Annotated in this window: 19 protein-coding genes and 1 pseudogene; 10 read left to right on the top strand and 10 right to left on the bottom strand. The window is 72.1% G+C overall.

Annotated elements, in window-relative coordinates; genetic code table 11:
• Positions 1 to 259 precede the first annotated feature (259 nt).
• The 3 genes from ACFY3J_RS36225 to thyX all read right to left on the bottom strand — a co-directional run bounded on the left by ACFY3J_RS36225 (position 260) and on the right by thyX (position 3,959).
• Positions 260 to 1,945 (bottom strand): ribonuclease J, encoded by a 1,686-nt coding sequence (locus ACFY3J_RS36225; protein WP_384187084.1) that lies wholly within the window; start codon positions 1,943 to 1,945, stop codon positions 260 to 262.
• 157 nt (positions 1,946 to 2,102) lie between these two features.
• On the bottom strand, positions 2,103 to 3,002 hold the full coding sequence (gene dapA / locus ACFY3J_RS36220) for a 4-hydroxy-tetrahydrodipicolinate synthase (RefSeq protein WP_390842649.1): 900 nt from the start codon (positions 3,000 to 3,002) through the stop codon (positions 2,103 to 2,105).
• A 216-nt stretch (positions 3,003 to 3,218) separates the two neighbouring features.
• Positions 3,219 to 3,959: an FAD-dependent thymidylate synthase gene (gene thyX / locus ACFY3J_RS36215; protein ID WP_384187079.1), complete on the bottom strand. Its 741-nt coding sequence runs from the start codon at positions 3,957 to 3,959 to the stop codon at positions 3,219 to 3,221.
• 202 nt (positions 3,960 to 4,161) lie between these two features.
• Here thyX and ACFY3J_RS36210 point away from each other — a divergent pair, with 202 nt between their 5' ends.
• Positions 4,162 to 4,401, top strand: a complete 240-nt coding sequence (locus tag ACFY3J_RS36210) for a hypothetical protein (RefSeq protein ID WP_100571778.1) — start codon at positions 4,162 to 4,164, stop codon at positions 4,399 to 4,401.
• A gap of 133 nt (positions 4,402 to 4,534) precedes the next feature.
• Positions 4,535 to 5,089, top strand: coding sequence for a hypothetical protein (locus ACFY3J_RS36205; protein WP_384187075.1), 555 nt, complete (start codon positions 4,535 to 4,537; stop codon positions 5,087 to 5,089).
• Positions 5,090 to 5,167: 78 nt separating this feature from the next.
• Here the strand turns inward: ACFY3J_RS36205 and ACFY3J_RS36200 are convergent, their stop codons facing one another.
• The 5 genes from ACFY3J_RS36200 to rpsO form a co-directional block, all read right to left on the bottom strand.
• Positions 5,168 to 5,623: a hypothetical protein gene (locus ACFY3J_RS36200; protein ID WP_384187073.1), complete on the bottom strand. Its 456-nt coding sequence runs from the start codon at positions 5,621 to 5,623 to the stop codon at positions 5,168 to 5,170.
• A gap of 15 nt (positions 5,624 to 5,638) precedes the next feature.
• A complete protein-coding gene (gene dapB / locus ACFY3J_RS36195) occupies positions 5,639 to 6,391 on the bottom strand; it encodes a 4-hydroxy-tetrahydrodipicolinate reductase (RefSeq protein WP_384187071.1) in 753 nt (250 codons plus the stop codon).
• Between the two features lie 36 nt (positions 6,392 to 6,427).
• A complete protein-coding gene (locus ACFY3J_RS36190; protein ID WP_384187068.1) occupies positions 6,428 to 7,807 on the bottom strand; it encodes a M16 family metallopeptidase in 1,380 nt (459 codons plus the stop codon).
• Entirely contained in the window at positions 7,804 to 10,023 is a 2,220-nt protein-coding gene (locus tag ACFY3J_RS36185) for a polyribonucleotide nucleotidyltransferase (protein ID WP_384187065.1), read from the bottom strand. Before ACFY3J_RS36185 ends, ACFY3J_RS36190 begins: the two co-directional genes overlap by 4 nt.
• Positions 10,024 to 10,380: 357 nt before the next feature.
• Positions 10,381 to 10,668 carry a 30S ribosomal protein S15 gene (gene rpsO, locus ACFY3J_RS36180; protein ID WP_225080554.1) on the bottom strand — a complete coding sequence of 96 codons (288 nt, stop codon included), beginning with the start codon at positions 10,666 to 10,668 and terminating at the stop codon, positions 10,381 to 10,383.
• 281 nt (positions 10,669 to 10,949) lie between these two features.
• Between rpsO and ACFY3J_RS36175 the strand changes: the two genes are divergently transcribed.
• The 8 genes and pseudogenes from ACFY3J_RS36175 to ACFY3J_RS36140 all read left to right on the top strand — a co-directional run bounded on the left by ACFY3J_RS36175 (position 10,950) and on the right by ACFY3J_RS36140 (position 21,709).
• Complete coding sequence (locus ACFY3J_RS36175; RefSeq protein WP_141357761.1) at positions 10,950 to 11,243, top strand: DUF397 domain-containing protein; 294 nt, start codon at positions 10,950 to 10,952, stop codon at positions 11,241 to 11,243.
• A gap of 454 nt (positions 11,244 to 11,697) precedes the next feature.
• Positions 11,698 to 11,829 (top strand): annotated as a pseudogene (locus ACFY3J_RS36170) (SCO5717 family growth-regulating ATPase); the annotation flags it as partial.
• Positions 11,830 to 12,189: 360 nt separating this feature from the next.
• Positions 12,190 to 15,459, top strand: a complete 3,270-nt coding sequence (locus ACFY3J_RS36165; RefSeq protein WP_390842650.1) for an AAA family ATPase — start codon at positions 12,190 to 12,192, stop codon at positions 15,457 to 15,459.
• A gap of 315 nt (positions 15,460 to 15,774) precedes the next feature.
• Complete coding sequence (locus tag ACFY3J_RS36160) at positions 15,775 to 17,655, top strand: ABC transporter substrate-binding protein (RefSeq protein WP_384187059.1); 1,881 nt, start codon at positions 15,775 to 15,777, stop codon at positions 17,653 to 17,655.
• A 13-nt stretch (positions 17,656 to 17,668) separates the two neighbouring features.
• Positions 17,669 to 18,742 carry an ABC transporter permease gene (locus ACFY3J_RS36155; RefSeq protein ID WP_384187056.1) on the top strand — a complete coding sequence of 358 codons (1,074 nt, stop codon included), beginning with the start codon at positions 17,669 to 17,671 and terminating at the stop codon, positions 18,740 to 18,742.
• The gene (locus tag ACFY3J_RS36150; RefSeq protein WP_390842648.1) at positions 18,739 to 19,686 is read left to right on the top strand and encodes an ABC transporter permease; all 948 of its coding nucleotides are present in this window, start codon (positions 18,739 to 18,741) and stop codon (positions 19,684 to 19,686) included. Before ACFY3J_RS36155 ends, ACFY3J_RS36150 begins: the two co-directional genes overlap by 4 nt.
• Positions 19,683 to 20,690: an ABC transporter ATP-binding protein gene (locus tag ACFY3J_RS36145; protein ID WP_390842647.1), complete on the top strand. Its 1,008-nt coding sequence runs from the start codon at positions 19,683 to 19,685 to the stop codon at positions 20,688 to 20,690. The genes ACFY3J_RS36150 and ACFY3J_RS36145 overlap by 4 nt, the downstream gene beginning before the upstream one ends.
• Positions 20,687 to 21,709: an ABC transporter ATP-binding protein gene (locus tag ACFY3J_RS36140; RefSeq protein ID WP_390842646.1), complete on the top strand. Its 1,023-nt coding sequence runs from the start codon at positions 20,687 to 20,689 to the stop codon at positions 21,707 to 21,709. Before ACFY3J_RS36145 ends, ACFY3J_RS36140 begins: the two co-directional genes overlap by 4 nt.
• Before the next feature lie 132 nt (positions 21,710 to 21,841).
• Here ACFY3J_RS36140 and ACFY3J_RS36135 read toward each other — a convergent pair whose 3' ends face one another.
• Together ACFY3J_RS36135 and ACFY3J_RS36130 are read right to left on the bottom strand one after the other, a co-directional pair.
• Complete coding sequence (locus ACFY3J_RS36135; RefSeq protein WP_384187047.1) at positions 21,842 to 22,798, bottom strand: bifunctional riboflavin kinase/FAD synthetase; 957 nt, start codon at positions 22,796 to 22,798, stop codon at positions 21,842 to 21,844.
• 186 nt (positions 22,799 to 22,984) lie between these two features.
• Positions 22,985 to 26,656, bottom strand: coding sequence for a trypsin-like peptidase domain-containing protein (locus ACFY3J_RS36130; RefSeq protein WP_384187045.1), 3,672 nt, complete (start codon positions 26,654 to 26,656; stop codon positions 22,985 to 22,987).
• Positions 26,657 to 26,873: the final 217 nt, after the last annotated feature.

Here is a 26,873-nt window from a genome sequence, read left to right as displayed (position 1 = left end):
CGACTCTATCAGATCTTTTTCCGATCCGATTTCCTCGGTGCTTTCCAGGTTTCCGCTCTCGCGTTTCCCTTTCCGGCGGCTCCGACTTTATCAGAGATTCTGAGTCGGATTTCCCGCCGCTTCCGGGAGCGTCTTCCGAAGTGCATGGAGCCTTCGGGTTCCCGTCCTGGCGGAGCCGTAAACGTACTGGAGCGGGGCGCCCCGATGCAAATCGAGGTACCCCGCCACCAGTTCGCGCGTCCCGGGGGACGTGCGGGGGTCAGACCTCCACGACGACCGGGAGGATCATCGGCCTGCGCCGATAGGAGTCCGAGACCCACTTGCCGAGGGTGCGGCGGATGAGCTGCTGGAGCTGGTGGGCGTCGGCGATGCCCTCCTGGGCGGACTTCTCCAGGATCTCCGCGATCTTCGGGATGACCGCGGCGAAGGCGGAGTCGTCGATGCCCGAGCCGCGGGCCTGGACGTGCGGGCCACCGGTGATCTTGCCCGTGGTGGAGTCCACCACCACGAAGACCGAGATGATGCCCTCGTCGCCGAGGATCTTGCGGTCCTTCAGCGCGGGCTCGCCGACGTCGCCGACCGAGAGGCCGTCGACGTACACGTAGCCGGCCTGGACCTTGCCGGAGATCTTGGCCTTGCCCTCGATCAGGTCGACGGTCACGCCGTCCTCGGCGATGACGATCCGGTCGTGCGGCACTCCGGTGAGGGCGCCCAGCTCGGCGTTGGCCCGCAGGTGGCGCCATTCGCCGTGGACCGGCATCAGGTTCCGCGGGCGGCAGATGTTGTAGAAGTACAGCAGCTCGCCGGCCGAGGCGTGGCCCGAGACGTGGACCTTGGCGTTGCCCTTGTGCACGACGTTGGCGCCCCAGCGGGTCAGGCCGTTGATGACCCGGTACACCGCGTTCTCGTTGCCCGGGATCAGCGACGACGCCAGGATCACCGTGTCGCCCTGGACGATGCGGATCTGGTGGTCGCGGTTGGCCATGCGGGACAAAGCCGCCATCGGCTCGCCCTGGGAGCCGGTGCAGACGAGCACGACCTCGTGGTCGGGCAGGTCGTCCAGGGTCTTGACGTCGACCACCAGACCCGGCGGGACCTTCAGGTAGCCCAGGTCCCGGGCGATGCCCATGTTGCGGACCATGGACCGGCCGACGAAGGCGACCCGGCGGCCGTACTCGTGCGCGGCGTCCAGGATCTGCTGGATGCGGTGGACGTGGCTGGCGAAGCTCGCCACGATGATCCGCTTGCGGGCGCCGGCGAAGACCTGGCGCAGCACGTTGGAGATGTCCCGCTCGTGCGGGGTGAAGCCGGGAACCTCGGCGTTGGTGGAGTCGGTGAGGAGGAGGTCGATGCCTTCCTCGCTCAGCCGGGCGAACGCGTGGAGGTCGGTCAGGCGGTTGTCCAGCGGCAGCTGGTCCATCTTGAAGTCGCCGGTGTGCACGACCATGCCCGCGGGGGTGCGGATGGCGACCGCGAGGGCGTCCGGGATGGAGTGGTTGACCGCGATGAACTCGCAGTCGAAGGGGCCGACGCGCTCGCGCTGTCCTTCCGCGACCTCGAGGGTGTACGGACGGATGCGGTGCTCCTGGAGCTTGGCCTCGATGAGGGCGAGGGTCAGCTTGGAGCCGATGAGGGGGATGTCCGGCTTCTCCCGCAGGAGGAACGGGACACCGCCGATGTGGTCCTCGTGGCCGTGGGTGAGGACGATGCCCTCGATGTCGTCGAGGCGGTCACGAATGGACGAGAAGTCCGGCAGGATCAGGTCGATCCCGGGCTGCTCCTCCTCGGGGAAGAGCACTCCGCAGTCGACGATCAGCAGGCGGCCGCCGTATTCGAAGACGGTCATGTTCCGGCCGATCTCGCCGAGACCGCCGAGGGGTGTGACCCTCAGACCGCCGTCGGGGAGGCGCGGGGGCGAGCCCAGTTCAGGATGCGGATGACTCAAAAGACTCTCCTCACCACGCGCGCCACGTACCGGTGGGCACGTGGCGCGCGTGACGTTCGTGCAGAAGCAGTTGTCATGGTGGGATGCGGGCACCGGTGTGGCCCGCCTATTCAGTTGTCAGGCCTCGGGTGTTACGGGGTGGTGCGAAGTCTCGTTGTCAGAGCTGTACCCCGCCGGCGGCAAGATCGATCTTGAGCTGCTCGGTCTCCTCGGGCGTGAGCCCGACCATCGGGGGCCGCAGTGGGCCGCCGGGCAGGCCCTGGAGGGCGAGCGCGACCTTGGTCGTCATGACGCCCTGGGTGCGGAACATGCCGGTGTACACCGGAAGCAGCTTCTGGTGGATCTCGGTGGCCTTCTGGACGTCGCCTGCGGTGAACGCCTCGACCAGGGCGCGCAGGTCCGGGGTGACGACGTGGCCGACGACCGAGACGAAGCCGACGGCGCCCACCGAGAGCAGGGGCAGGTTCAGCATGTCGTCGCCGGAGTACCAGGCGAGGCCGGAGCGCGCGATGGCCCAGCTCGCCCGGCCGAGGTCGCCCTTGGCGTCCTTGTTGGCGACGATCCGCGGGTGCTCGGCGAGGCGGACGATCGTCTCGGTGTTGATCGGGACGCCGCTGCGGCCGGGGATGTCGTAGAGCATGACCGGCAGGCCGGTGGCGTCGGCGATGGCCCTGAAGTGGCGGTACAGGCCCTCCTGCGGGGGCTTGTTGTAGTACGGCGTGACGGTCAGCAGGCCGTGCGCGCCGGCCTGCTCGGCGGCGCGGGCCAGTTCGATGCTGTGGCGGGTGTCGTTGGTGCCGACGCCGGCCACGATGTGGGCGCGGTCGCCGACCGCGTCCAGGACCGCGCGTACCAGGTCCGTTTTCTCCGCATCGCTGGTGGTGGGGGACTCGCCGGTGGTGCCGTTGACGATCAGGCCGTCGTTGCCTGCGTCCACCAGGTGGGCGGCGAGCCGCTGCGCGCCGTCGAGGTCGAGTGCGCCGTCCGCCGTGAAGGGCGTGACCATGGCGGTGAGGACCCGCCCGAAGGGGGTCTGCGGAGTCGAGGTCGGAGCCATGGGTAACACGCTACTCGCTGCTCAATGTGAGGGCTGCCCTCGGGGGGGCGGGCCGACGGGTGGTGGCAATGATGGAGCCCGGCACTGCCTGCTCGGGGGTTCAAGCAGTGCCGGGTCCGTTTGATCAGGCTAGATGAACTTCTCCAAAGGCCGCAATCCGGACGCTTCGCGCGGCTGAACCGTACATCTGTGCCTGAGCGGGCGGACGGTCGCCGGCTACGGCGCGACCCGGCCGTTGGCGTTGAAGGCGGCGTAGGTCAGCGGCATGAGCCTGGCCCACTCGGCCTCCATCTTCTCGCCCACCATCTCGATCTCCCGCTGCGGGAAGGACGGCACCTTGGCCAGCTCGTGCTGGGTGCGCAGACCGAGGAAGTGCATCAGCGAGCGGGCGTTGCAGGTGGCGTACATCGACGAGAACAGGCCGACCGGCAGGACGGAGCGGGCCACCTCACGGGCGACACCGGCCGCGAGCATCTCCTGGTAGGCCTCGTACGCCTCCCGGTAGGAGTCCGCCATGACCCGGCCGACGAGTTCCTGCTGGGCCTGGGTGCCCTCGACGAACCGGTACTTGCCCGGGCGTCCCTCCTGCACGAGCTTGCGGGACTCGTCGGGGACGTAGAAGACCGGCTCCAGCTCGCGGTAGCGCCCGCTCTCCTCGTTGTACGACCAGCCCACGCGGTGCCGCATGAACTCACGGAAGACGAAGATGGGGGCGCTGATGAAGAAGGTCATCGAGTTGTGCTCGAAGGGGCTGCCGTGCCGGTCGCGCATCAGGTAGTTGATCAGCCCCTTGGAGCGCTCGGGGTCCTTGTCCAGCTCGGCCAGGGACTGCTCTCCGACGGTCGAGACGCGGGCCGCGAACAGCACGTCGGCGTCGGACGCGGTGTGCTTGACCAGTTCGACGGTGATGTCACTGCGGAAGCTGGGCTTCGGGTCGTCGGCGGGGGTGGCGGTCACGGCTCGGAGGGTCCCTTCCTTGACGGCTGACGGGCGGCGACCACTCTACGGCCCGGCTCTGACATCGGGGCGATCGGTGCCGGGGCACGACATCTTCGGTGAAGATCTGCGAATTCGGCGAAACCGGGCACCTTTTGGGACACTCGGTCGTCTGTATGGGTGAGACACCCCAGTTCGACCCCCGGAAGGAGTCGTACCCCCGATGCTCCGTCGGCGCGAACCCGTACCGTTCGCCTTCGTCGCCGAAGCCGACCGGTTCCGCAGCAACGTCGCTCCCCCGCCCCGCGAACGCGCGTCCACCGGCCGAATAGCCGGGCGCTGCCTGCTGGGGCTGACCATCGTCGCCGCGCTCGTGGGCTCCGTGATCCTGGGGACGCCCGCGCTGACCATCAGCCACTCCCCCGCCGAGACGCAGCAGTCCCAGGTCTCCCCCGGACACTGAGCGGGTACGGTCCCCGCACCGCCGCGCCGGGGGCCCGGAGGTCGCCTCCACGGCCCCCGCGGGTGGTGGGCACGGACACAGGCGGATAGCCTCACCGGGCACAGCCCACGCATGGATTGAGTGAGGACCAGCCGTGCCCCTGTCCTTCCTGACGGCCGACCGCGCCTTCGACGCGGCGGACGACGTAGCGCTGCCGTTCGACGACCGCGAGCGCTGGCGACGCCCCTACCGGCCCGGGCCGTGGCGTGTGGGGGCGGCCGCCCTCCTGCTGCTGCTCGCCTCCTTCGTGCTGCTCGCGGGCGTCGTCACGGCGCTCACCGCCACGCTGTCCTCCGCCGGTTTCTGCTTCGTCGTCGCCCTGGTCGTGATCGCCGGCGCGCTGCGGCTGCTGCGCATGGGCGTCTGGGTCAGTGCGCGCGGGCTGCGGCACGTGAGCCTCCTCGTCACCCGTACGACGCCGTGGGCGCAGGTCGCCGGCGTACGGACGGTGCAGCAGCCGGTGCGCTGGCTGGGGCTGCCGCGCACGGTGCAGGGACAGGCTCTGGTGCTCGGCCGCAGGAGCCGTGGGCAGCAGGAGTCGCCGTCGCTGATGACCACGCACAACGCCGACTTCCTGGGTCGCGTCGAGGCGTTCGACCGGGCGGCGGACGCGGTGGAGGCGTGGGCGGCGGAGAACGGGAAGCGCTGACCCCGGCCGACGGCATGCCAAAGGGGCCCGGTCCGCGCGCGGACCGGGCCCCGTCGCGTTCACGGGGTGTCCCGGGTGTCAGGCGGCCTGCACCGGTTTGCCGTCGTGCAGGGCGATCGCCCGCTGCATCGCCTTGCGGGCGCGGGGGGTGTCGCGGGCGTCATGGTAGGCGACGGCGAGACGGAACCAGGTGCGCCAGTCGTCGGGGGCCGCCTCCGTCTCGGCCCTGCGCCGGGCGAAGACCTGGTCGGCCGAGTCCCGGTCGACGCGACCGCTGGGCGTGCGGCTCAGCTCGTCGACGGGCAGGCCCCCCTCGGCGTCGAGTTCGGCGGCGAGCTGGTTGGCCCGGCGGACGAACTGGGTGTTCTTCCACAGGAACCACAGGCCGATCACCGGCAGGATCAGCACGGCGATCCCGAAGGCGACGGTGACGGGTGTGCCGTACTGGATGAGCATGACGCCGCGGCTGCCGACCAGGACGAAGTAGAAGACCAGGACGGCGGCCGTGACGAGGTAGGTGATCTTCGCGCGCATGAGGGGCTTCGGGGCTCAGTTCAGGTCGAGGAAGTGCTCCAGGCCGACGGTCAGGCCCGGAGTGGTCACCACGCGGCGCGCGCCGAGCAGGATGCCCGGCATGAAGCTGCTGTGGTGGAGCGAGTCGTGGCGGATGGTGAGCGTCTCCCCCTCGCCGCCCAGCAGGACCTCCTGGTGGGCGAGCAGTCCGCGCAGACGCACGGCGTGGACGGGCACCCCGTCGACGCTGGCGCCGCGCGCTCCGTCCAGGGCGGTGACGGTGGCGTCCGGTGCCGGGGCCGAGCCCGCCTCGGCCCGGGCCTCGGCGATGAGCTGCGCGGTGCGGGTGGCGGTGCCGGAGGGGGCGTCGACCTTGTTCGGGTGGTGCAGCTCGATGACCTCGACCGACTCGAACCAGGGCGCGGCGATCTGCGCGAACTTCATGGTGAGCACGGCGCCGATGGAGAAGTTCGGGGCGATGAGCACACCGGTCTGCGGGGACTGGGCCAGCCAGCCCCGCAGCTGCGCGAGGCGCTCGTCGGTCCAGCCGGTGGTGCCGACGACGGCGTGGATGCCGTGCCGTACGCAGAAGTCGAGGTTGCCCATGACCGACCCGGGGGTGGTCAGTTCGACCGCCACCTGGGCGCCCGTCTCGGCGAGGGTCTCCAGCTTGTCGCCCCGGCCGAGGGCGGCGACCAGTTCCATGTCCTCGGCGGCCTCGACCGCCCGTACCGCCTCGGACCCGATCCGGCCCTTGGCACCGAGGACCGCCACGCGCAGCTTGCTCATCTCTTGCTTCCTTACCACCGACGGACGGACAGGGGGTTAGGCGACCGCGTCGTGCAGACGCGCGGCCTGCTTGTCCTTGAGCGGGCCGATGACCGACAGCGACGGGCGCTGTCCCAGGATCTCCCGGGCGACGGAGCGGACCTCGTCCGGGGTGACCGCCGCCATCCTGGCCAGCATGTCGTCGACGGAGATCTGTTCGCCCCAGCACAGCTCACTCTTGCCGATACGGTTCATCAGCGCACCCGTGTCCTCCAGGCCGAGGACCGTGGAGCCCTGGAGCTGGCCGATGGCGCGGCCGATCTCGTCGTCGGTCAGGCCGTTCTCGGCGACGTGGTCGAGTTCGTCCCGGCAGATCTTCAGCACGTCGTGCACCTGGCTCGGGCGGCAGCCGGCGTAGACGCCGAACAGCCCGCAGTCCGCGAAGCCGGAGGTGTAGGAGTACACGCTGTAGGCCAGGCCGCGCTTCTCCCGGACCTCCTGGAAGAGGCGGGAGGACATGCCGCCGCCGAGGGCGGTGTTCAGCACGCCCAGGGCCCAGCGCCGGTCGTCGGTGCGGGCGAGGCCGGGCATGCCGAGGACGACGTGCGCCTGCTCCGTTCTGCGGTTCTGGAGCTCGACCCGGCCGGCGGCGCGCAGGGTGCGGCGGCCGTCGCGCGGGGCGATGGGGGCGGCCTGGGCGTTCTTGAGGGCGCCGGCCTTCTCGAAGGCGGCGCGGACCTGGCGTACGACCTTGGCGTGGTCGATGTTGCCGGCGCAGGCGACCACCAGGTGGGTGGGGTCGTAGTGCTTCTTGTAGAAGCGGCGGATGCGGTCGGCGGTGAGGGCGTTGACCGTGTCGACCGTGCCGAGGACGGGGCGCCCGAGGGGGTTGTCGCCGAACATGGTGTGCGCGAACAGGTCGTGCACGCAGTCGCCGGGGTCGTCCTCGGTCATGGCGATCTCTTCGAGGATCGCGCCGCGCTCGACGTCGACGTCCTCCTCGAGGATCAGCGAGCCGGTGAGCATGTCGCAGACGACGTCGATGGCGAGGGGCAGGTCGGTGTCGAGCACACGCGCGTAGTAGCACGTGTACTCCTTGGCCGTGAACGCGTTCATCTCGCCGCCGACGGCGTCGAGCGCGGCGGAGATGTCCAGGGCGGACCGGCGGGACGTGCCCTTGAAGAGCAGGTGCTCCAGGTAGTGCGTGGCACCGCCCAGCGCGGGGGTCTCGTCGCGGGAGCCGACGTGCGCCCAGATACCGAAGGTGGCCGAGCGCACGGAGGGCAGGGTCTCGGTGACGATGCGCAGGCCGCCCGGGAGGGTGGTCCTGCGGACGGTGCCGATGCCGTTCTGGCCCTTGATGAGGGTTTGGGTACGGGCGACGGCCCGCGCCTCCGAGGAGGTGCGGGCCGTCGCCTTGAAGCCACGGGACGTCACTTGTCGGCGTCGTCCTTCTTGTCGTTGCCGTCTTCCTCGCCCTCGATCACGGGGACCAGGGAGAGCTTGCCGCGGGAGTCGATCTCGGCGATCTCGACCTGGACCTTGTGGCCCACACCGAGCACGTCCTCGACGTTCTCCACGCGCTTGCCGCCGGCCAGCTTGCGGATCTGCGAGATGTGCAGCAGACCGTCCTTGCCGGGGAGCAGGGAGACGAACGCGCCGAAGGTGGTCGTCTTCACGACCGTGCCCAGGTAGCGCTCGCCGACCTCGGGCATCGTCGGGTTGGCGATGCCGTTGATCGTGGCACGGGCGGCCTCGGCCGACGGGCCGTCGGCTGCACCGATGTAGATCGTGCCGTCGTCCTCGATGGTGATCTCGGCGCCCGTGTCCTCCTGGATCTGGTTGATCATCTTGCCCTTGGGGCCGATGACCTCGCCGATCTTGTCGACCGGGATCTTCACGGTGATGATCCGCGGCGCGTTCGGGGACATCTCGTCCGGCCTGTCGATCGCTTCCATCATCACGTCGAGGATGTGGAGGCGGGCGTCACGGGCCTGCTTCAGGGCCGCGGCCAGCACGGAGGCCGGGATGCCGTCCAGCTTGGTGTCGAGCTGGAGGGCGGTGACGAACTCCTTCGTACCGGCGACCTTGAAGTCCATGTCGCCGAAGGCGTCCTCGGCACCGAGGATGTCGGTCAGCGTCACGTAGTGCGTCTCGCCGTCGATCTCCTGGGAGATCAGACCCATGGCGATACCGGCGACCGGGGCCTTCAGCGGCACACCGGCGTTCAGCAGCGACATGGTGGAGGCGCAGACCGAGCCCATCGAGGTCGAACCGTTGGACCCGAGGGCCTCGGAGACCTGACGGATCGCGTAGGGGAATTCCTCGCGTGCGGGCAGCACCGGCACGAGCGCGCGCTCGGCGAGGGCGCCGTGGCCGATCTCGCGGCGCTTGGGGGAGCCGACGCGGCCGGTCTCACCGGTGGAGTACGGCGGGAAGTTGTAGTTGTGCATGTAGCGCTTGCGGGTCACCGGGGAGAGGGTGTCCAGCTGCTGCTCCATGCGGAGCATGTTCAGGGTGGTGACGCCCAGGATCTGGGTCTCGCCACGCTCGAACAGCGCGGAGCCGTGCACCCGCGGGAGGGCCTCGACCTCGGCGGCCAGCGTGCGGATGTCGGTGACACCGCGGCCGTCGATGCGCTTCTTCTCCTTGATGACGCGCTCGCGGACCAGGGTCTTGGTCAGCGAGCGGTACGCGGCGGAGATCTCCTTCTCGCGGCCCTCGAACTCGGGCAGCAGCTTCTCGGCGGCCAGCCCCTTGACGCGGTCCAGCTCCGTCTCGCGCTCCTGCTTGCCGGCGATGGTGAGCGCCTGGGAGAGCTCGGGGCGGACGGCGGCGGTGAGCGCCTCCAGGACGTCGTCCTGGTAGTCGAGGAAGATCGGGAACTCGCCGGTCGGCTTGGCGGCCTTGGCGGCGAGGTCCGACTGGGCGCGGCAGAGCACCTTGATGAAGGGCTTCGCGGCTTCCAGGCCGGCGGCGACGACCTCCTCGGTGGGGGCCTCGGCACCGCCCTCGACCAGCTTGATGGTCTTCTCGGTGGCCTCGGCCTCGACCATCATGATCGCGACGTCGCCGTCCTCCAGGACGCGGCCGGCGACCACCATGTCGAAGACGGCGTCCTCGAGCTCGGTGTGCGTCGGGAAGGCGACCCACTGACCGCGGATCAGCGCGACGCGGACGCCGCCGATCGGGCCGGAGAAGGGCAGGCCGGCCAGCTGCGTGGACGCGGACGCGGCGTTGATCGCCACGACGTCGTACAGGTGGTCGGGGTTGAGCGCCATGACGGTGCAGACGACCTGGATCTCGTTGCGCAGGCCCTTCTTGAAGGACGGGCGCAGCGGGCGGTCGATCAGGCGGCAGGTGAGGATCGCGTCCTCGCTCGGCCGGCCCTCACGGCGGAAGAAGCTGCCGGGGATCTTGCCGGCGGCGTACATCCGCTCCTCGACGTCCACCGTGAGCGGGAAGAAGTCGAGCTGGTCCTTGGGCTGCTTGGAGGCGGTGGTGGCCGACAGCACCATGGTGTCGTCGTCCAGGTACGCGACGGCGGAGCCGGCGGCCTGCTTGGCCAGGCGGCCCGTCTCGAAGCGGATGGTACGGGTGCCGAAGGGGCCGTTGTCGATCACGGCTTCGGCGTAGTGGGTCTCGTTCTCCACTAGCGTTTTCTCCTCGTCGTCGTCCTCCCGCCCGTGTGGCGGGGGGACGGTGGCGGAGAGGCGCTCCGTCTGGTGCGGGCCGGTCTTCGATCGAAGCACCCGGGGTTCATTCTCCCGGGGGCCACTACCGAGGACCGGCGGCGGCGAGGTGCGCTCCTCCTCGTTCGTCGGGCGCGATGACGTGCCGTGCCCTCTTCGGGCAGGCCGTATCACGCCGTGTTATGGGTACTGCGTCTACTGCGTCGTGCTACCACACTACAAAGCGGCACCGACACTCCGCACGTTCCCGTACGTTCCCTTGCGTACGGCAAAGGGAGCGGTCCCCTGTCTCCCGGGAACCGCTCCCTTCACGACGTCTTACTTGGCGCCCGCCGCACCACGGCGGATGCCGAGGCGGTCGACCAGCGCGCGGAAGCGCGTGATGTCCTTCTTGGCGAGGTACTGCAGCAGGCGACGGCGCTGACCGACCAGGATCAGCAGACCGCGGCGGGAGTGGTGGTCGTGCTTGTGGGTCTTGAGGTGCTCGGTCAGGTCGGAGATCCGACGGGACAGCAGAGCGACCTGGACCTCGGGGGAGCCGGTGTCACCTTCCTTGGTACCGAACTCGGTGATGATCTGCTTCTTCGTGGCGGCGTCGAGCGACACTCGTACTCCTCGTGCTCCGTGAGTGGCCTCCGAGTGCCCCCGGTCTTCGTCTCGGGGGACCTTCCGTTACTCGGGAGGCGGGGATCCGCTGGGCGCGGCCTCCAGGGCCCGCAGGACTTCCTGCGGGGGCTCCGGGGGTGCGTACACATACGGCCGTCACACAGGGTACCAGGCCGCGGCGGTCCGATTTCCCCCGGTTCTCCGATCCCGCCGAGGCGGGCCGGCAGGCCACTAGGGTGAGCCCGGCACCGTTGGGCACGTCTGGAAGGGGTCGCTGCGACATGGCGGAGACGGAAGCGGAGATCAAGGCCCGCAAGGAGCGCGAACGCGACGAACTGTACGCGCTCGACATCTCCGGCGTGCAGTGGCACTGCGCGCCGGGCACGGAGGAACACGAGGAGCGCGTCGAGATCGCCTACCTGCCCGCAGGCGCCGTCGCCATGCGCTCCTCGCTCGACCCGGACACGGTGCTGCGCTACACGGAGGCGGAGTGGCGGGCGTTCGTGCTGGGCGCACGGGACGGTGAGTTCGACCTGGAGCCGGCTCCGCACAACGGAGGTCTCGCGTCCGAGTGAGGGGCGCGCGGACACGAAGGGGGGCGGCACGTTCGCGTGCCGCCCCCCTCTTTTCGTCAACCGTCCCGTTAGATGTGCGTGATTGACCGGCCGGGCCTTCAATGACGCTGCCGGACAGACCGGTTCGTGAGCCTCGGTGCCTCGGTTTCAGTGTTCACCTTCTGTGCGGCTTGGCCACGGATGTGTCCGGTTTGCAAGTGAATGCCTTGCTGCGTACGGCGATTCCGGGCCGGTTGCCGTCAAGTGGGCGGGCGTCGCGAGACGGACAGGCCTGCCATGGTGAGTCTCCTGGTGATTAGGCTGGTACATGGGGGCGCGATGTCAGAACCCGTGGGCCGGACATCGTCGTCACGGGGGGAAGTCGGTGGATCGGACGACCTCGAACGACCAAGGACGACGAGAAATGGTCGCCCCCGCACGGCATTGAGGGTGCTCGACCACACCAGGAGGAACTGTGAGCAGCGATCGGGACGGGATCCGCGGGGGCTGGGCCACGCCCGGCGACGACCAGCCCGACGCGGCATCCGCCATCGAGACGACGGGCGAGTTCACGATCGACTACGCACCGCCCGCCTGGTACACGCAAAACGCGTCGAGTGGTTCGGGGTCCGGGGCGGAATCCGGGGCGGGGCAGGGGGGTGACGCGGCCGGTGCGGCCGGGGGTCCTTCCGCTGGTGCGCCGGGCTCTCAGGGCTCACCGGGCTCTCCGGGTGGCCGCGCGCGACCCGCTGCTCCGAGCGGCCCGGTTCCCGGACTGACTCCGCCGCCGCACGCCACGGCGGCGCCCGGCGCTCCCTTCACACCTCCTCCGCCTCCTCCGCCCGTGCCGGGAGCGTCCTTCACCCCGCCTCCTCCGCCCGCGCCGGGAGCGTCCTTCACCCCGCCGGCTCCGGCGCCGGGTGCGCCCTTCACTCCTCCTCCGCCGCCGGCGGGGAGCCCGATCGCCGTGCCGAAGCTGCCGGCGGGGAGCGGGTTCGAGCCGCAGCGGGCGACGGGTTCGTCGGAGACGGATCCGGCCGGTGCCGGGTCCCCGGCGGCGGTGCCGAACATTCCGGTGGGCGGGTTCCCGTCGCCGGGAGCGCAGGCGGCGCGGCCGCAGGCGGACCAGGGTGCGGGTGCCGGGGCCGATGACCTCGAGAGCGGTGCCACCATGCGGATCTCCGCCGTCGCCGTGCGGCGGGAGGTGGCGGAGGCGGCCGCCGGGGCGCAGCCGGAGCCGGCCGACGAGCAGGGTGAGGTGCCCGGCGTCGAGGACCGGGAGGACGAGTCGGCCGCGGTGGCGGACACAGAGTCCGAGGCAGAGACCGGGGGCGACGCCGGGACCACGGTTCACGAGGGGGACAAGGCGGAGCGCGACGAGGCGGACGAGTCCGGGGCGACCGGGCTGACCGAGCTTCGGGACGGCTCCGACGCGGCGGAGGACGCGGCCGAGGAAGCCGACTCGGGCGACGTCGACGCGGCCGCGGCCCCGGCGGACTCCGACGCCGAGGTGTCCGGTGACTCCGAGTCCGGCGACCTGGAGGCCGAGAAGGACCAGGTCGCGGAGACGGGCGAGACGGCGGAGCCGGGTACCGCGGGTGTCTCCGACACCTCGGCGTCCGACGCCGAGGCTGCGGACGGCGTGCCCGAGGAATCCGCCGCCGCGGTCTCCCAGCCCGTCACCACCGAACCCCGGGACACCGCTCCCGAAGACTCCACGCCCGCCGCGGAGCCGCAGGACGCCGCCCCACAGGACGCGGTCCCTCAGGACCAGGTTCCTCAAGACGAGGTTCCGCACGAGTCCGCACCGCAGGACGTGGTTCCGCAGGACGCCGTTGCTCAGGCCCCGGCGTCCCAATCCCAGGACATGGCGTCGCAGGAAGTCGCCCCGGCCGCGGCAGCCGAGGCTTCGCAGGGCGCGCCCGCCGCGTGGGCTCCGCCGCCGGTCCCGCAGGTTCCGGTGCCGCCCCTGCCGCCGTCGTACCAGCCCGCGGCGCCCGCGCCGGCGGCCCAGTGGCCCAGCGAGCCGCAGCCGGCGGCTCCGCAGGGGCAGCCGCACCAGCCGGCCCAGCAGCCGCCCTTCCAGCCTCAGGCACCTCAGCCGGCACCCGCCGCCTGGAATCCGCCTGCCGCGCCGACACCGCCGCCCCCGGCGTCCGCTCCTGCGGCCCCGCAGCAGGGCTACGGCTTCCCGCAGCTCGGTACGCAGCAACCGCCCGCCCAGCAGCCGGCGCCCGCTCCCGCCGCACCCCCGGCCAACCCCCAAGCCGGATACGGCTTCCCCCAGCCCGGCACCCCCGGCGCGCAGCAACCGCCGACCAGCCCCACCACACCCCCCGCCAACCCCCAAGCCGGATACGGCTTCCCTCAACCCGGCACCCCCAGCACCCCCGGCGCGCAGCAACCGCCCGCCCACCAGCCGCCGGCCGGACCTCCCACGCCCCCGAGCAACCCGCAGCCCGGCTACGGCTTCCCGCTGCCCGGTACGCAGCAACCGCCCGCCCAGCAGCCGGCGCCCGCTCCCGCCGCACCCCCGGCCAACCCCCAAGCCGGATACGGCTTCCCCCAACCCGGCACCCCCAGCACCCCCGGCGCGCAGCAACCGCAGCCGAACGGCTACGGGTTCCCCCAAGCCCAGGCCGCCCCTCCCGGCGTCTCCAACCCGCCCGCGCAGCCCGGCGGCTACGGTTTCCCGCAGCAGCCCGCGCAGCCCGACGGTGCTCAGCCCCAGTCACCGGCTGCCCCGCAGCAGCCCGTGGACCCCCGTCTCGGGGCCAGTTGGCCGCAGCCGATACAGCACGACCAGCGGCAGCCGACCAACCCCGGTGCGGCGCCTCTCGGTTACACCGCGGCCGTGGAGCTGTCCTCCGACCGGCTGCTCAACAACAAGAAGCAGAAGGCCCGCAGCACGCGGCCTGCCGGCCCCGGGCCGCGGTTCCGGATCGGCGGGAAGAAGGAGGAGGCCGAGCGGCAGCGGAAGCTGGACCTGATCCGTACGCCCGTGCTGTCCTGCTACCGCATCGCGGTGATCAGCCTCAAGGGCGGCGTGGGCAAGACGACCACCACCACCGCGCTCGGCTCCACGCTCGCCACCGAACGGCAGGACAAGATCCTCGCCATCGACGCCAACCCGGACGCCGGCACGCTCGGCCGCCGGGTGCGCCGGGAGACCGGGGCCACCATCCGTGACCTCGTCCAGGCGATCCCGTACATCAACTCCTACATGGACATCCGGCGGTTCACGTCCCAGGCGCCCTCCGGCCTCGAGATCATCGCCAACGACGTCGACCCGGCCGTGTCCACGACGTTCAACGACGAGGACTACCGCCGCGCGATCGACGTACTCGGCAAGCAGTACCCGATCATCCTCACCGACTCGGGTACGGGTCTGCTCTACAGCGCCATGCGCGGTGTGCTCGACCTCGCCGACCAGCTCATCATCATCTCCACGCCGTCCGTGGACGGTGCCAGCAGTGCCAGTACGACGCTGGACTGGCTCTCGGCGCACGGGTACGCCGACCTCGTCGCCCGTTCCCTCACGGTGATCTCCGGGGTGCGCGAGACCGGCAAGATGATCAAGGTGGACGACATCGTCGCGCACTTCCAGACCCGTTGCCGCGGTGTCGTCGTGGTGCCCTTCGACGAGCATCTGTCCGCCGGTGCCGAGGTCGACCTCGACATGATGCGGCCGAAGGTGCGGGAGGCGTACTTCAACCTCGCGGCGATGGTCGCGGAGGACTTCGTCCGGCACCAGCAGGCGCACGGGCTGTGGACCTCCGACGGCAACCCGCCGCCGGTCGCGGCCCCGCCGATGCCGGGCCAGCCGATGCCGGGACAACCCCATCCGGGGCAGCCGTACCCAGGGCAGCCGGCGCCTGGGCAGGGACACCCCGGGCAGCCGGTTCCGGGCCGGCCCGTCCCCGGCCATCACGGCCCGGGCCAGGCGTACCCCGGCCAGCCCGCCCCCGGCCCAATTCCGGGGCAGTTCGCTCCCCATCAGCAGCCCGGGCAGCCCGGCCCTGGTCAGCCGTACCCGGGCCAGGCGCAGCCCTACCCCAGCCAGCCCAGCCAGCCCGGCCACCCCGCACAGCCCAACCAGCCAACCCAGCCGGAGCACTTCGCACCCCCGCAGCAGCCGGGCCGGCCCGATCAGCCCTACCCCCAGGCCCCTCACCACCCCCAGCACCCCCAGCACCCCCAGGGGCAGACCCCGCCCCCTCCCCCGCCCCACCAGTAGCTCCACCGCACCCTCCGGGCCCGCGCCGTTCCCGACGGCGCGGGCCTTCGCGTGTTCGCAGTCAGAACCGGTCGGATTCCGCCGCCACGCCCTCACCAGGGAGGCTTCAGTGGTCTCCACCAATGGGAGCAAGATCGCGGTCAAGTCGTTATTTCCGCAGGCCACATGGGGTTTGACATACCGTTGACGCGCGCAGACTGCCGCTGATAGACACTCACTTCATTCCGCCGGCGTCACCAGATCAAGCCCGTTCAAGCCCGCCCGGCAGAAGACGCAAACCGTCTTCTGCGTGCGACGACGCGAGGTCACCGAGCCATGAAGACACATGATCAGCACGGCAGAGGACGTACCGGCCCCCGCCTGAGGGGGATACGGCTCCTGGCCGCGGGCGCCGCCGCCCTCGTCCTCACGGCCGGGCTCGCGACCCCCCTCGCTCCGGCCGCGCCGCAGGCCCACGCCGCGGAGAGCGCGCAGGGCAAGAAGGGCAAGAAGGTCCTCACGGTCGCCGTCGCGCAGAGCGTCGACTCGCTCAGCCCCTTCCTGGCGGGACGACTGCTCAGCACGAGCGTCCACCGGCTGATGTACGAGTACCTGACCAACTACGACGCCAAGGACGCCCACGTCGTCCCGGCCCTGGCCACCAAGTGGGAGTCGTCGCCGGACAAGCTGACCTGGACGTACACGATCCGCTCCGACTCCAAGTGGTCGGACGGACAGCAGGCCACCGCCGAGGACGCGGCGTGGACGTTCAACAAGATGATGACCGACGAGGGCGCTGCCACCGCCAACGGCAACTTCGTCACCAACTTCGCCGAGGTCACCGCGCCCAGCCCCACCCAGCTGGTGATCCGGCTGAAGAAGCCGCAGGCCACGATGACCGCGCTGGACGTGCCGATCGTGCCCAAACACGTCTGGGAGAAGGTCACCGACTTCTCCAAGTTCAACAACGACAAGAGCTTCCCGATCGTCGGGAACGGGCCGTTCATCCTGACCGACTACAAGCCCGACAGCTACGTGCGGCTGGAGGCCAACAAGGACTTCTGGCGAGGCGCGCCGAAGTTCGACGAGTTGGTCTTCCGGTACTACAAGGACCAGGACGCCGCCGTCGCCGCGCTGCGCAAGGGCGAGGTCTCCTTCGTGGCCGGCTCGCCGGCCCTGACGCCCGCCCAGGCCGCCTCGCTCAAGAGCGAGAAGGACATCCACGTCAACGAGGGCCCCGGCCGCCGCTTCTACGCCCTCGCCACCAACCCGGGCGCCCAGGCCAGGAACGGCAAGAAGTTCGGTGACGGCGACCCGTCCCTGCTGGACGAGCGGGTGCGGCACGCGCTGTTCATGGCGGTGGACCGGCAGACCATCGTGGACAAGGTCTTCCAGGGCCACGCTGCGGAGGGCCAGGGCTACATCCCGCCGCGCTACGAGTCGTACTTCTGGAAGCCGTCGGCGGACCAGGAGCTGGCGTACGACCCGGCGAAGGCCGCCCAGCTCCTCGACGAGGCGGGCTACAAGGAGAACGCGGACGGCAAGCGCGTCGGCAAGGACGGCAAGCCGCTGAACTACCGCGTGCTGTGCCACGCCACCGACCCCAACGACAAGGCGGTCGGCAAGTACCTCCAGGAGTGGTGGGGCAAGCTCGGCATCGGGGTCGAGCTCAGCTGCCTGGACAACGTGACCGATCCATGGCTCGCGGGCAAGTACGACCTCGCCTTCGACGGCTGGTCGGTCAACCCGGACCCCGACTACGTACTCTCCATCCACACCTGCGCCGCGCTCCCGGCGACCCCGAAGGACACCGGCGCCACCGACAACTTCATCTGCGACAAGACGTACGACGACCTGTACGCCCAGCAGTTGGCCGAGTACGACCCCGCCAAGCGGGCGGACCTGGTCAAGCAGATCGAGTCGCGGCTGTACGACCTCGGGTACATGAACGTCATGGCCTATCCGAACGCCGTCGAGGCCTACCGCACGGACCAGATCGAGTCGATCACCACCATGCCGGCCAAGGCGGGCAACATCTACGGGCAGGACGGCTACTGGAGCTGGTGGTCGGCCGTTCCGGCGAACTCCGACGATTCCTCGGGCGGTTCCACGTCGACGGGCGTCATCATCGGGATCGTGGGGGGCGTCGTCGTCCTCGGCGGCCTCGCGACGCTCTTCGCGGTGCGCCGCCGGGCGACGGCTGAAGACCGCGAATAGGCAGTGAGCGCACATGACCGCTGAAGCGACACCCGCGCTGGTCGAAGGGCCCGCCGCCGATCCGGGCAAGTCCGGGCCGGCGGCGGGCCGCGGGCCACGGGCGCGGACCGGTACCGCGTATCTGCGGTACGCGGCGGGCAAGCTGGCCGGTGCGGCCGTGTCACTGCTCGCCGTCCTCGTCACCAGTTTCTTCCTCTTCCGGCTGATCCCGGGCGACCCGGTGAAGTTCATGACCGCCGGCCGGCCCGTCTCCGCGCAGCAGCTCGCCGCCTACCGGCGGGAGTTCGGGCTCGACCTGCCGATGTGGCGGCAGTTCACGGACTACTGCGGCAAGGCGCTGACCGGGGATCTGGGGACCTCGTACCAGTTCCGCACGCCGGTCATCGACAAGATCACCGAGGCGCTGCCGAACACCCTGCTGCTGACCGGTACTGCCTTCGTGCTCTACACCGCGCTCGGGGTCCTCCTCGGCACGCGTTCCGCCTGGCGGCACGGCGGGCTCGGCGACCGCCTCAACACGGGGCTGGCACTGACGCTCTACTCGATTCCCGCGTTCTGGCTGGGGCTGCTGCTCATCATCGTGCTCTCGGTCGGCGTGGGCCCCATCCCGGGCCTGTTCCCGACCGGGGGCATGGAGTCGGGCGGCAAGGAGGGCTTCGCGTACGTCCTCGACGTCGCCCACCACCTCGTACTGCCGGTGGTGACGCTGGTCGCGGTCGAGTACGGGCAGACCTTGCTGGTCACGCGGTCGGCGCTGCTGGACGAGATGGGCAGCGACTATCTGACGACCGCGCGCGCCAAGGGCCTGCGCGACGACCTCGTACGACGGCGGCACGCCGTACCGAACGCGCTGCTGCCGACCGTGACGCTGATCTTCGTCAATCTGGGGCGGACGGTCGCGGGAGTGATCCTCGTCGAGACCGTGTTCTCCTGGCCGGGTCTGGGCGGGCTGTTCTACCAGGCGCTGAGCGTGCCCGATCTGCCGCTGGTGCAGGGGCTGTTCTTCGTCTTCGCCGCGGCGGTGATCGTGATGAACACCCTCGCCGACGTCCTGTATCCGCTGCTCGACCCGAGGGTGGGCCGATGACCACCGACACCGCCACCACCACCGCCGGCCCGGACCAGGCGCCCGGCTCCGGCCCCGGCCCCCGCGCGCTCGCCCGGCAGCGTCGCCGGGCCTCGGTCGTCCGCTTCTGGCGGCAGTACCGGACGCACCGGGCGGGCCTGGTGGGCCTCGCCGCCCTCGTGCTGTGCGCGCTGGTCGCGCTGACCGCGCCGTTGACCGTCGGGGCGGACGTGCAGAGCGTGACCGACGCGCCCGGCAGGCCGCTGGAGAGTCCGAGCGCCCGCTTCCCGCTGGGCACCGACCAGTTCGGAAGGAACCTGCTGGGCCTGCTGATCTGGGGCTCGCGCGTCTCTCTGCTGGTCGGACTGCTCGCCGCCGTCCTGTCGGTGGCCATCGGCGCGGTCATCGGCATCACCGCCGGGCACTTCCGCGCCTGGTACGCCACCGTGATGATGCGGATCACCGACTGGTTCCTGGTGATGCCGACGCTGGTGCTCGCCATCGCGCTGGCCACCGTGATGTCCCGCTCACTGGGCACGATCATCCTGGCGATCGGCGTCACCACCTGGCCGACCACCGCCCGTCTGGTACGGGCGCAGACGCTGGCGGTGGAGTCACGGCCGTACATCGAGCGGGCCATGGCGCTCGGCGGCGGCCACTGGCACGTGATGTCCCGGCATGTGCTGCCCAACGTCATGCCGCTGGTGCTCGCCCAGACCACCCTGATCATCTCCTCGGCGATCCTGGCGGAGGCGACGCTCGCCTTCCTCGGGCTCGGCGACCCGACCGTGGTCTCCTGGGGCGGGCTGCTCCAGGACGCGCGCGAGGCCGGCGCGGTCAGCTCCGGCGACTGGTGGTACCTGGTGCCGCCGGGCATCGCCATCGCGGTCGTCGCGCTGGCGTTCACCCTGTGCGGGCGGGCCGTCGAGGCCGTTCTCAACCCCAGGCTGGGGGTGTCCCGTTGAACCTGCTCGAGGTGCGCGACCTGGAAGTGACGTATCCGTCGGGGGCGGCCGCGGTGCGCGGGGTGGACCTCGCGCTCGCGTCCGGCGAGAAGCTCGGTATCGCGGGCGAGTCCGGCTGCGGCAAGTCCACGCTGGCGCTGGCGCTGCTGCGGCTGCTGCCGGCCGGGACCCGGGTCGGCGGCGAGATCCTGCTCGACGGCGAGGACGTGCTGGCCATGAAGTGGGGCCAGGTGCGGGCGGTGCGCTGGGCGGGGGCGTCGATCGTCTTCCAGGGCGCGATGCACTCGCTCAACGCCGTGCACCGCGTCGGCGACCAGATCGCCGAGCCGATCCTGCTGCACCGCAGGGCGACGGCGGCGGGCGCGCGGAAGAAGACCGGTGAACTGCTGGAGCAGGTGGGGCTGCCGGCCGCGCGGGCCGGCGCCTACCCGCACGAGTTGTCCGGCGGTCAGCGGCAGCGCGTGATGATCGCGATGGCGCTGGCCTGCGACCCGCGGCTGGTCATCGCCGACGAGCCCACCACCGCGCTCGACGTGATGATCCAGGCGCAGATCCTGCGCCTGATCGAACGGCTCGTGAGCGAGCAGGACCTGGGCCTGCTCATGATCAGCCACGACCTCGCCGTGCTGGCCGACACCTGCGACCGGCTGGCGGTCATGTACGCGGGCCGCGTGGTGGAGGAGGGCCCGGCCCGGCAGGTCTACGAGGACGCCAGGCATCCCTACGGCAGGGCCCTGTCGGAGGCGTTCCCCCGCATCGGCGACCCGGCGTCCCGCTTCGCTCCCCGTGGTCTGGCGGGCGATCCACCGGACCCGTCCGCCGTTCCCTCCGGCTGCGCCTTCCACCCCCGCTGCCCGGTCGCCCTCGACCTGTGCGGCACCCGGGACCAGTTCCTGAGGGATGCGGGCCCGCGCCGGCGGGCGGCCTGCGTCCACGTGGACGCGCGGGCGGGGGCGCCGGAAGCGGAGACGACGGAGGACGACGTGAGGAGCAGCACGCCATGACCACATCCTCGCTGCTGAGCGTCGAGGGGCTGCGGGTCGTGTTCCCGGGCCGGCACGGCGGGTCCGCGGCCCGGGCCGTGGACGGGGTCGACCTCGACATCCGGCGCGGCGAGATCGTGGCGCTGGTCGGCGAGTCGGGCTGCGGCAAGACGACCCTGGCCCGCTCCCTGCTCGGTCTGGTGCCGCCGACCGCGGGCCGCGTCACGTTCGACGGTGCCCCGCTCGACTACTCCTCCCGCGCGCTGAAGGCGTACCGCAAGCGGGCCCAACTGGTGCTCCAGGACCCGAGCGGCTCGCTCAACCCGCGGCACACGGTGTACGACGCCGTGGCCGAGGGGCTGCGCGTCCACGGGTACCGCGGGGACGAGCGGGCGGCGGTCGCCGGGGCCCTGGCGCGGGCGGGGCTGCGGCCGCCCGAGCGCTTCTTCCTGCGCTACCCGCACGAGTTGTCCGGGGGTCAGCGCCAGCGCGTGGTCATCGCGGGCGCCCTGGTGCTGGAGCCCGAACTCGTGGTCGCCGACGAGCCGGTGGCCTCCCTGGACGCCTCGGTGCGCGGCGAGATCCTCGCCCTGCTGCTGCGGCTGCGCGCCGAACTCGGCCTGTCCGCGCTGGTGGTGACGCACGACCTGGGGCTGGCCTGGAACATCGCCGACCGGGTCGCGGTGATGTACCTCGGCCGGATCGTGGAGACCGGCGAGGTGGAGCAGGTCCTGACCGCTCCCCGGCACCCGTACACCCAGGCCCTGCTGTCCGTACTGCCCGAGGCGCCCGGAGATCCCGTCGTCCTGGCGGGCGAGCCCCCGGATCCGTCCCGGATCCCCTCCGGCTGCCGCTTCCACGTCCGCTGCCAGATCCTGGCGAGCGGCGAGGCCGAGCGGGCGGGCGTCGCGCACGCGTGCCGCGGCCGGGACCTGGAGATCCTGGGCGGGGGCGGGGAGGCACAGGTGGCGTGCCACTGGGCACGTGCCGTGACCGTGCCCGCGGAAGAGGCAGGGGCGCAGACGGAGGCAGAGGCGTAGGCCGGTCGCCGGTCGCCGGTCGCCGGTCGCCGGTCGCCGGTCGCCGGTCGCCGGTCGCCGGTCGCCGGTCGCCGGTCGCCGGTCGCCGGTCGCCGAGGGAGGCTACCGGCCGCTGAGCGGCCTGCGCTCCCGCTACGCCGTCTTCGCGTCCGTCGCAACGATCCGCCGGCACTTCTCGACGTCCTCGGCCATCGTCTCCAGGAATGCCTCCAGCGAGTCGAACTTCGCCTGGCCGCGGACGAAGTCCAGGAAGTCGACGCCGACGTGCAGGCCGTACAGATCGAGGCCCACCCTGTCGATGGCGTACGCCTCCACCGTGCGTTCGGTGCCGTCGAACTGCGGGTTCGTGCCCACGGAGATCGCGGCGGGCATGACCTCGCCCTGGGCGTGCAGATAACCGGCGTAGACGCCGTCGGCGGGGATCGCGGTGTGCGGGAGGGTCTCGACGTTGGCCGTGGGGAAGCCGAGCTCGCGGCCGCGCTGGGCGCCGCGGACCACGACGCCCTCGACCCGGTGCGGGCGGCCCAGGATCTCCCGGGCGCCCTGGACGTCGCCCTCGGCGACCAGGCGGCGGGTCAGGGTCGAGGAGAACGGCTCGCCGCCGCCCGCCTCTCCGGTGACGTACAGGTCGACGACCTCGACCTCGAAGTCGTAGGTCTTGCCCTGTTCGACCAGGAACTCGACGTTGCCGGCCGCCTTGTGCCCGAAGCGGAAGTTCGGGCCCTCGACGACCGCTTTGGCGTGCAGCTTGTCGACCAGCACCTTGACCACGAAGTCGGCCGGGGACAGCTTCGAGAACTCGGCGGTGAAGGGCAGGACGAGGACCGCGTCCACGCCCAGTCCGGCCATCAGCTCGGCACGGCGGTGGTGCGGGGCGAGCAGCGGCGGGTGGCTGCCGGGACGCACGACCTCGCTGGGGTGCGGGTCGAAGGTGACGACGACGGCCGGGACGCCCAGTTGGCGGGCGCGGTCCACGGCGTGCTCGATGATCAGCTGGTGTCCGCGGTGGACTCCGTCGTAGGAGCCGATGGTGACGACGCTGCGCCCCCAGTCCTGGGGGATGTCCTCCAAGCCACGCCAGCGCTGCACTGTGACCGCTCCTCGTCGAACCCGTGTCCGTGTTGTCTCGGGTTGTCCTAGTTGTTCTTGCTGCCTTGTCCGCAGGTCTAAGGGTGCCATGCCCGGCGGTCGCCGCCTGCATCGGTACGGGGGCTGTGATCGGGCGCACGTCGTCGGGCGAGGACGGGGGCGTCGTCGACGGAGAAGGGTGCGCGGTCAGGCCGGGACGGATACGCCCGCCATGTTCTCGATCATCCGGCGGGCGCTGGGACCCACCACCACGGCCCAGTCCCCTGGCGCGTCGGTCAGCCAGCCGGCCACGCGGTCGGCGAAACCGGGCACGTTCCGGCCCAGCTCCACCAGGCCCCGGTCGAACACGGCCGCGCCCTCGGGGGTGCGGATAAGGAGCAGGCCGACGCGGTGGACGAGGCCGCGCAGGTCCTCCTCGGCGGTGGAGGCGGCGGCGCGCAGCACCGCGTCCAGGACGGCCGGGGCGCCCTCGTGGGCCAGCAGGAAGTCGAGCAGCTCCCGGCGCAGCGGGCGGGAGGCCGGGGTGCCGGGGGCGGCGAGCACGGCGGCCAGCGCGGAACGCAACCGCTCCGGGCCGCCGAGCTCCCGATGGCCCCGGTCACCGGGGCCCTCGCCCTCACCTCCGTCGTCCCCCTCCCCGCCGCCGTCGAGGAGGCCTGCGACCAGGGGGAACAGCACCGAGCGGGCGGCGGGGTCGTCGTCCAGGCGGTGGTCGACGTACGCCGCCACCGGCCCGGCAGCCTCCGGGTGCCGTGTCACCGCCTCGCGGACCAGGACGGCGACCCGGCGGGCGAGCGCCGGTGTGGCGACGTCGCCCAGGGCGCGCAGGACCTCACCGATACCGGTGCCCCGGCGCAGGCACGCGCCGATGGCGGCGAGGACTGCCTGGGGGTGGGTGGTCAGGGCGAGCGCCAGCGTGCTCGGCGGCAGGTGCGGGTCGCCCGCCGCGAAGTGCCGCAGCGCCCGCGGCAGATGGCGGGCGCGGGTGTGCGGATCCCGGACGAGGAGGGCGAGCGCGCCGCCGTGCAGGGCGGAGTCGGCGGGATGGTCGAGCAGGGTGAGGGCGGCGTGGCGCAGCAGTTCGCGGTCGGCCTCGGTGCGTGCCCGGGGCGCGGTGCGCAGGCCGTACGTCAGGGCCGCCGCCCTCAGCGCCGGGCGGTCGTCGTGCGCCCACCGGTCCACGGCCCGGCACAGCGCGGACGGCTCCTCCTCGGCGAGTACGGCCAGCAGTTCCTCGGCGCGCGGGTGGGCGCACCCGGCCAGCGTGTCGGTGAGGTCGTCCGGGGCGCGGTCGCGGTGGGTGTGGAGCAGGGCCTGGGCGGCCGTGGCCACGGTGGCGTGCGGCGCGGCGGGCAGCGGGCGCTCGTCGTCGAACCAGCGCGTGAGGTGCGGTTGCACGGCGGCGGGGTCGGCGGTGAGGAGGCGCGCGACGGCGTCCAGGTACCGGGACGGGCGGCGGGGTCCGCCGCTCGCGCCGTGGGTGTCCCTCGATGCGCCGTCGGCGAGGAGGAGGCGCCTGAACAGGTCGCAGCGGTCGGCGTCCGACAAGTGCAGAGCGGTCCAGAAACCAGGCCCGAAGCCGGGCGGCACGGGCAGGTCGCACTGCTGCCACACCACGATCCGCTCGGCGAGCAGCCGCAGCACGCGGAGGTACGGTGTCGCGTCCGCCACGCGCAGCAGTACGGCGGCGAGAAGGCGGGACGCCCACCAGGAGTGCGGGTCGGTGTCGAGGGCGCACAGCAACTCCTCGAGCCGGACGGCGAGTCGGCGTGTGCCGTGCTGGCGGGCCAGGAGAAGCAGGGCCTGGGCGACGGGTCCGATGCGGTGGTGCGGAACGGACTGCGGGTGGCGTGGCGTGCCAGGTGTGTGCCGCCGGTGGACCAGGACGCGCAGGGCCTCGTCCAGGTCGAGGTGGGTGCCCTGGATCCAGTCGGCGAGCTCCTCGTGCGCGAAGCGGTAGCCGTCGCCCGCCGGGACGAGGAGGCCCTCGGTGAGAACGGCCGCCGCCCAGCCGGTGCCGCCGCCGAGGCGGGCCGGGGCGGATCCGCGGGGGAACAGCTCCTCGAACGCCGCCCGGTCCAGTTCCCCCTGGCCGAGGCTGCGGCGGGCGGCCTCGTGCACCTGGCCGGAGACCTTCGCCGCCAGACGCCGTACCGCGGTGCCGCGCAGACCGTTCTCCGCGGCGAGACGGACGGCGATGCGCAGGCACATCAGGTCCAGGTGGGCGGCGAGGACGTCGTCACGGTCGAGCGGGGGGTGGTCGGGGGCGCCGGGGAGCGCGGCGCGCACCTCCGCCAGAAGCCGGAGGGTGAGCGGGTGGCGGGCGGCGGCGTCCACCAGTGCGCCGTCCGGGATGCCGTGGCGGGCACGGGCCTCGTGGGCCTCGGCGGGGGTGAGGCCGCCGAGGGGCAGGCACGGCGGCAGATGGCCGGTGCCGCCGCCCGTACCTGCCCCCGCCGTGACCGGGGAGTGGAGCAGGTCCGCCGGGAATCGCGCTCCCGCCGCCTCCCAGTACGCCTCCCGGCACGCCACCACCAGCCGCGCCCCCGTGCCGCGCAGCCACCGTGCGGTTCCCTCGATCCACTCGGGGAGCCGGTCGGCCAGAGCGGGCGGCATCTCCTCGGGGCCGTCGAGGAGGATCAGGAGGGAACGGCCGTGGGCGCGGGCGAGGCGTGCGACGCGTTCCGTGGTGAGGTCGGTGAGTTCGGTGGGCAGGGGCGACCGGGCGGACGCGACGATCCGGGCCGCCCGGTCCAGCGCCCGGCCCACCGCGTCCGCGACCGAGGCGTCGGTGGCCAGCAGGTCGGCCCCGCGCAGCCACAGGGTGGGCGCGGGCGAACCGCCGCCGGCACGACGGCCGGCCAGCGCGGCGAGCTCCGTCGTACGGCCGCTTCCGGAGTCCCCGACGAGCCCGAGCACGGCGGCCCGGCTGGCACCGAACGCTGCCAGCTCCCCCGCAACGGCGGCGCGTTCGACCGGTCCGGCGGGCGATCCGGGCCCGCACGGTCCCCGGTGGAGGGACGGCAGGGCGCCGGCGGGGCCGTCCTGGGCCAGGGAGGTGGCCGTGAGTTCGAGGACCGCCGCCAGGTTCAGGTCGGGGCCGTAGGCGGCGACCGTGGCCGCGTTGCGGCTGAGGAGGTCGGCCAGGGGGCCCTCGCAGGGGCGGCGCAGCGGTACCGCGAAGCCGGCGTCGCCACAGCCGGACTCCAGGGCCGTGCCGAGGACGGCGACCACCGTGCCGGTCGTCATGTCGAGGACCGGTCCCCCGGCGGCCCCGCCGCCCAGCCGGAGCGCGTCGCGGCCCGCCGTGCCGACCGCCAACTCCGTGACGTCGTCGAGGAGATGGGAGCTGTCCGCGGCCGTGTACGTCACCGTGGCCGCGCCGAGCACGCGGGCCTCGCGCCAGCGGTCGGCCGCGAACCGGACGTAGGTGCCGCTGCGGACGCCGTCCCGCACGGTGACGGGAAGCGGCTCCACGCCGAGGCCCTCGGTGCGGATGAGGGCCAGGTTCAGGGCGGGCAGCGCGATGATCGCGTCGGCCGTCACCACGCAGGAGCGCTCGCCCGCGCCGGGAGCGTGCAGCACGAGCCGGGACAGTCCGTCGACGGCCTCGTGGCTGGTGATCACCGTGCCCCGGTGGTCGGCCGCGAAGCCGGTGCCGCGCGGCCGTCCCGCCAGGTCGCGGATGCGGACCAGGGAGCGGTCCAGAGCGCGGTCCCGGGCTTCCGCAGGCGCCCGCCGCCGGATCGTGCCGTCCGGTTCCTGCCGGCTCCCGGCCGGCCGGAGCGCATGGCGGCCGGGGAGGGATCCCTGTGGTCCATGCGCCTGTGTGGATTCATGGAGGCCCCGCCCCGCCATGCCCGAACCTCCCCGCTGTACCGCCGTGCCTGCCCTCGACGGTAGGCGGCGGATGATCAGCGGGACAGGCCGAGCGGCGAACGCGCCCCCCTGCACTCCCCCGGTTCACTCCGAGCGCCCGCACGGCCGGGTGAATGGGCGCGTGCCGCTGGATAAAGCTCATGGGTGGGGGAACCGAGGGGGGACGGGACCGTGGAGCGGCGGCTGAGGAACACCC

This window comes from Streptomyces sp. NPDC001231, assembly GCF_042896885.1.
In the GTDB taxonomy this organism is placed as follows: Bacteria; Actinomycetota; Actinomycetes; order Streptomycetales; family Streptomycetaceae; genus Streptomyces.
This window is presented reverse-complemented; position numbering and strand designations above follow the sequence as displayed.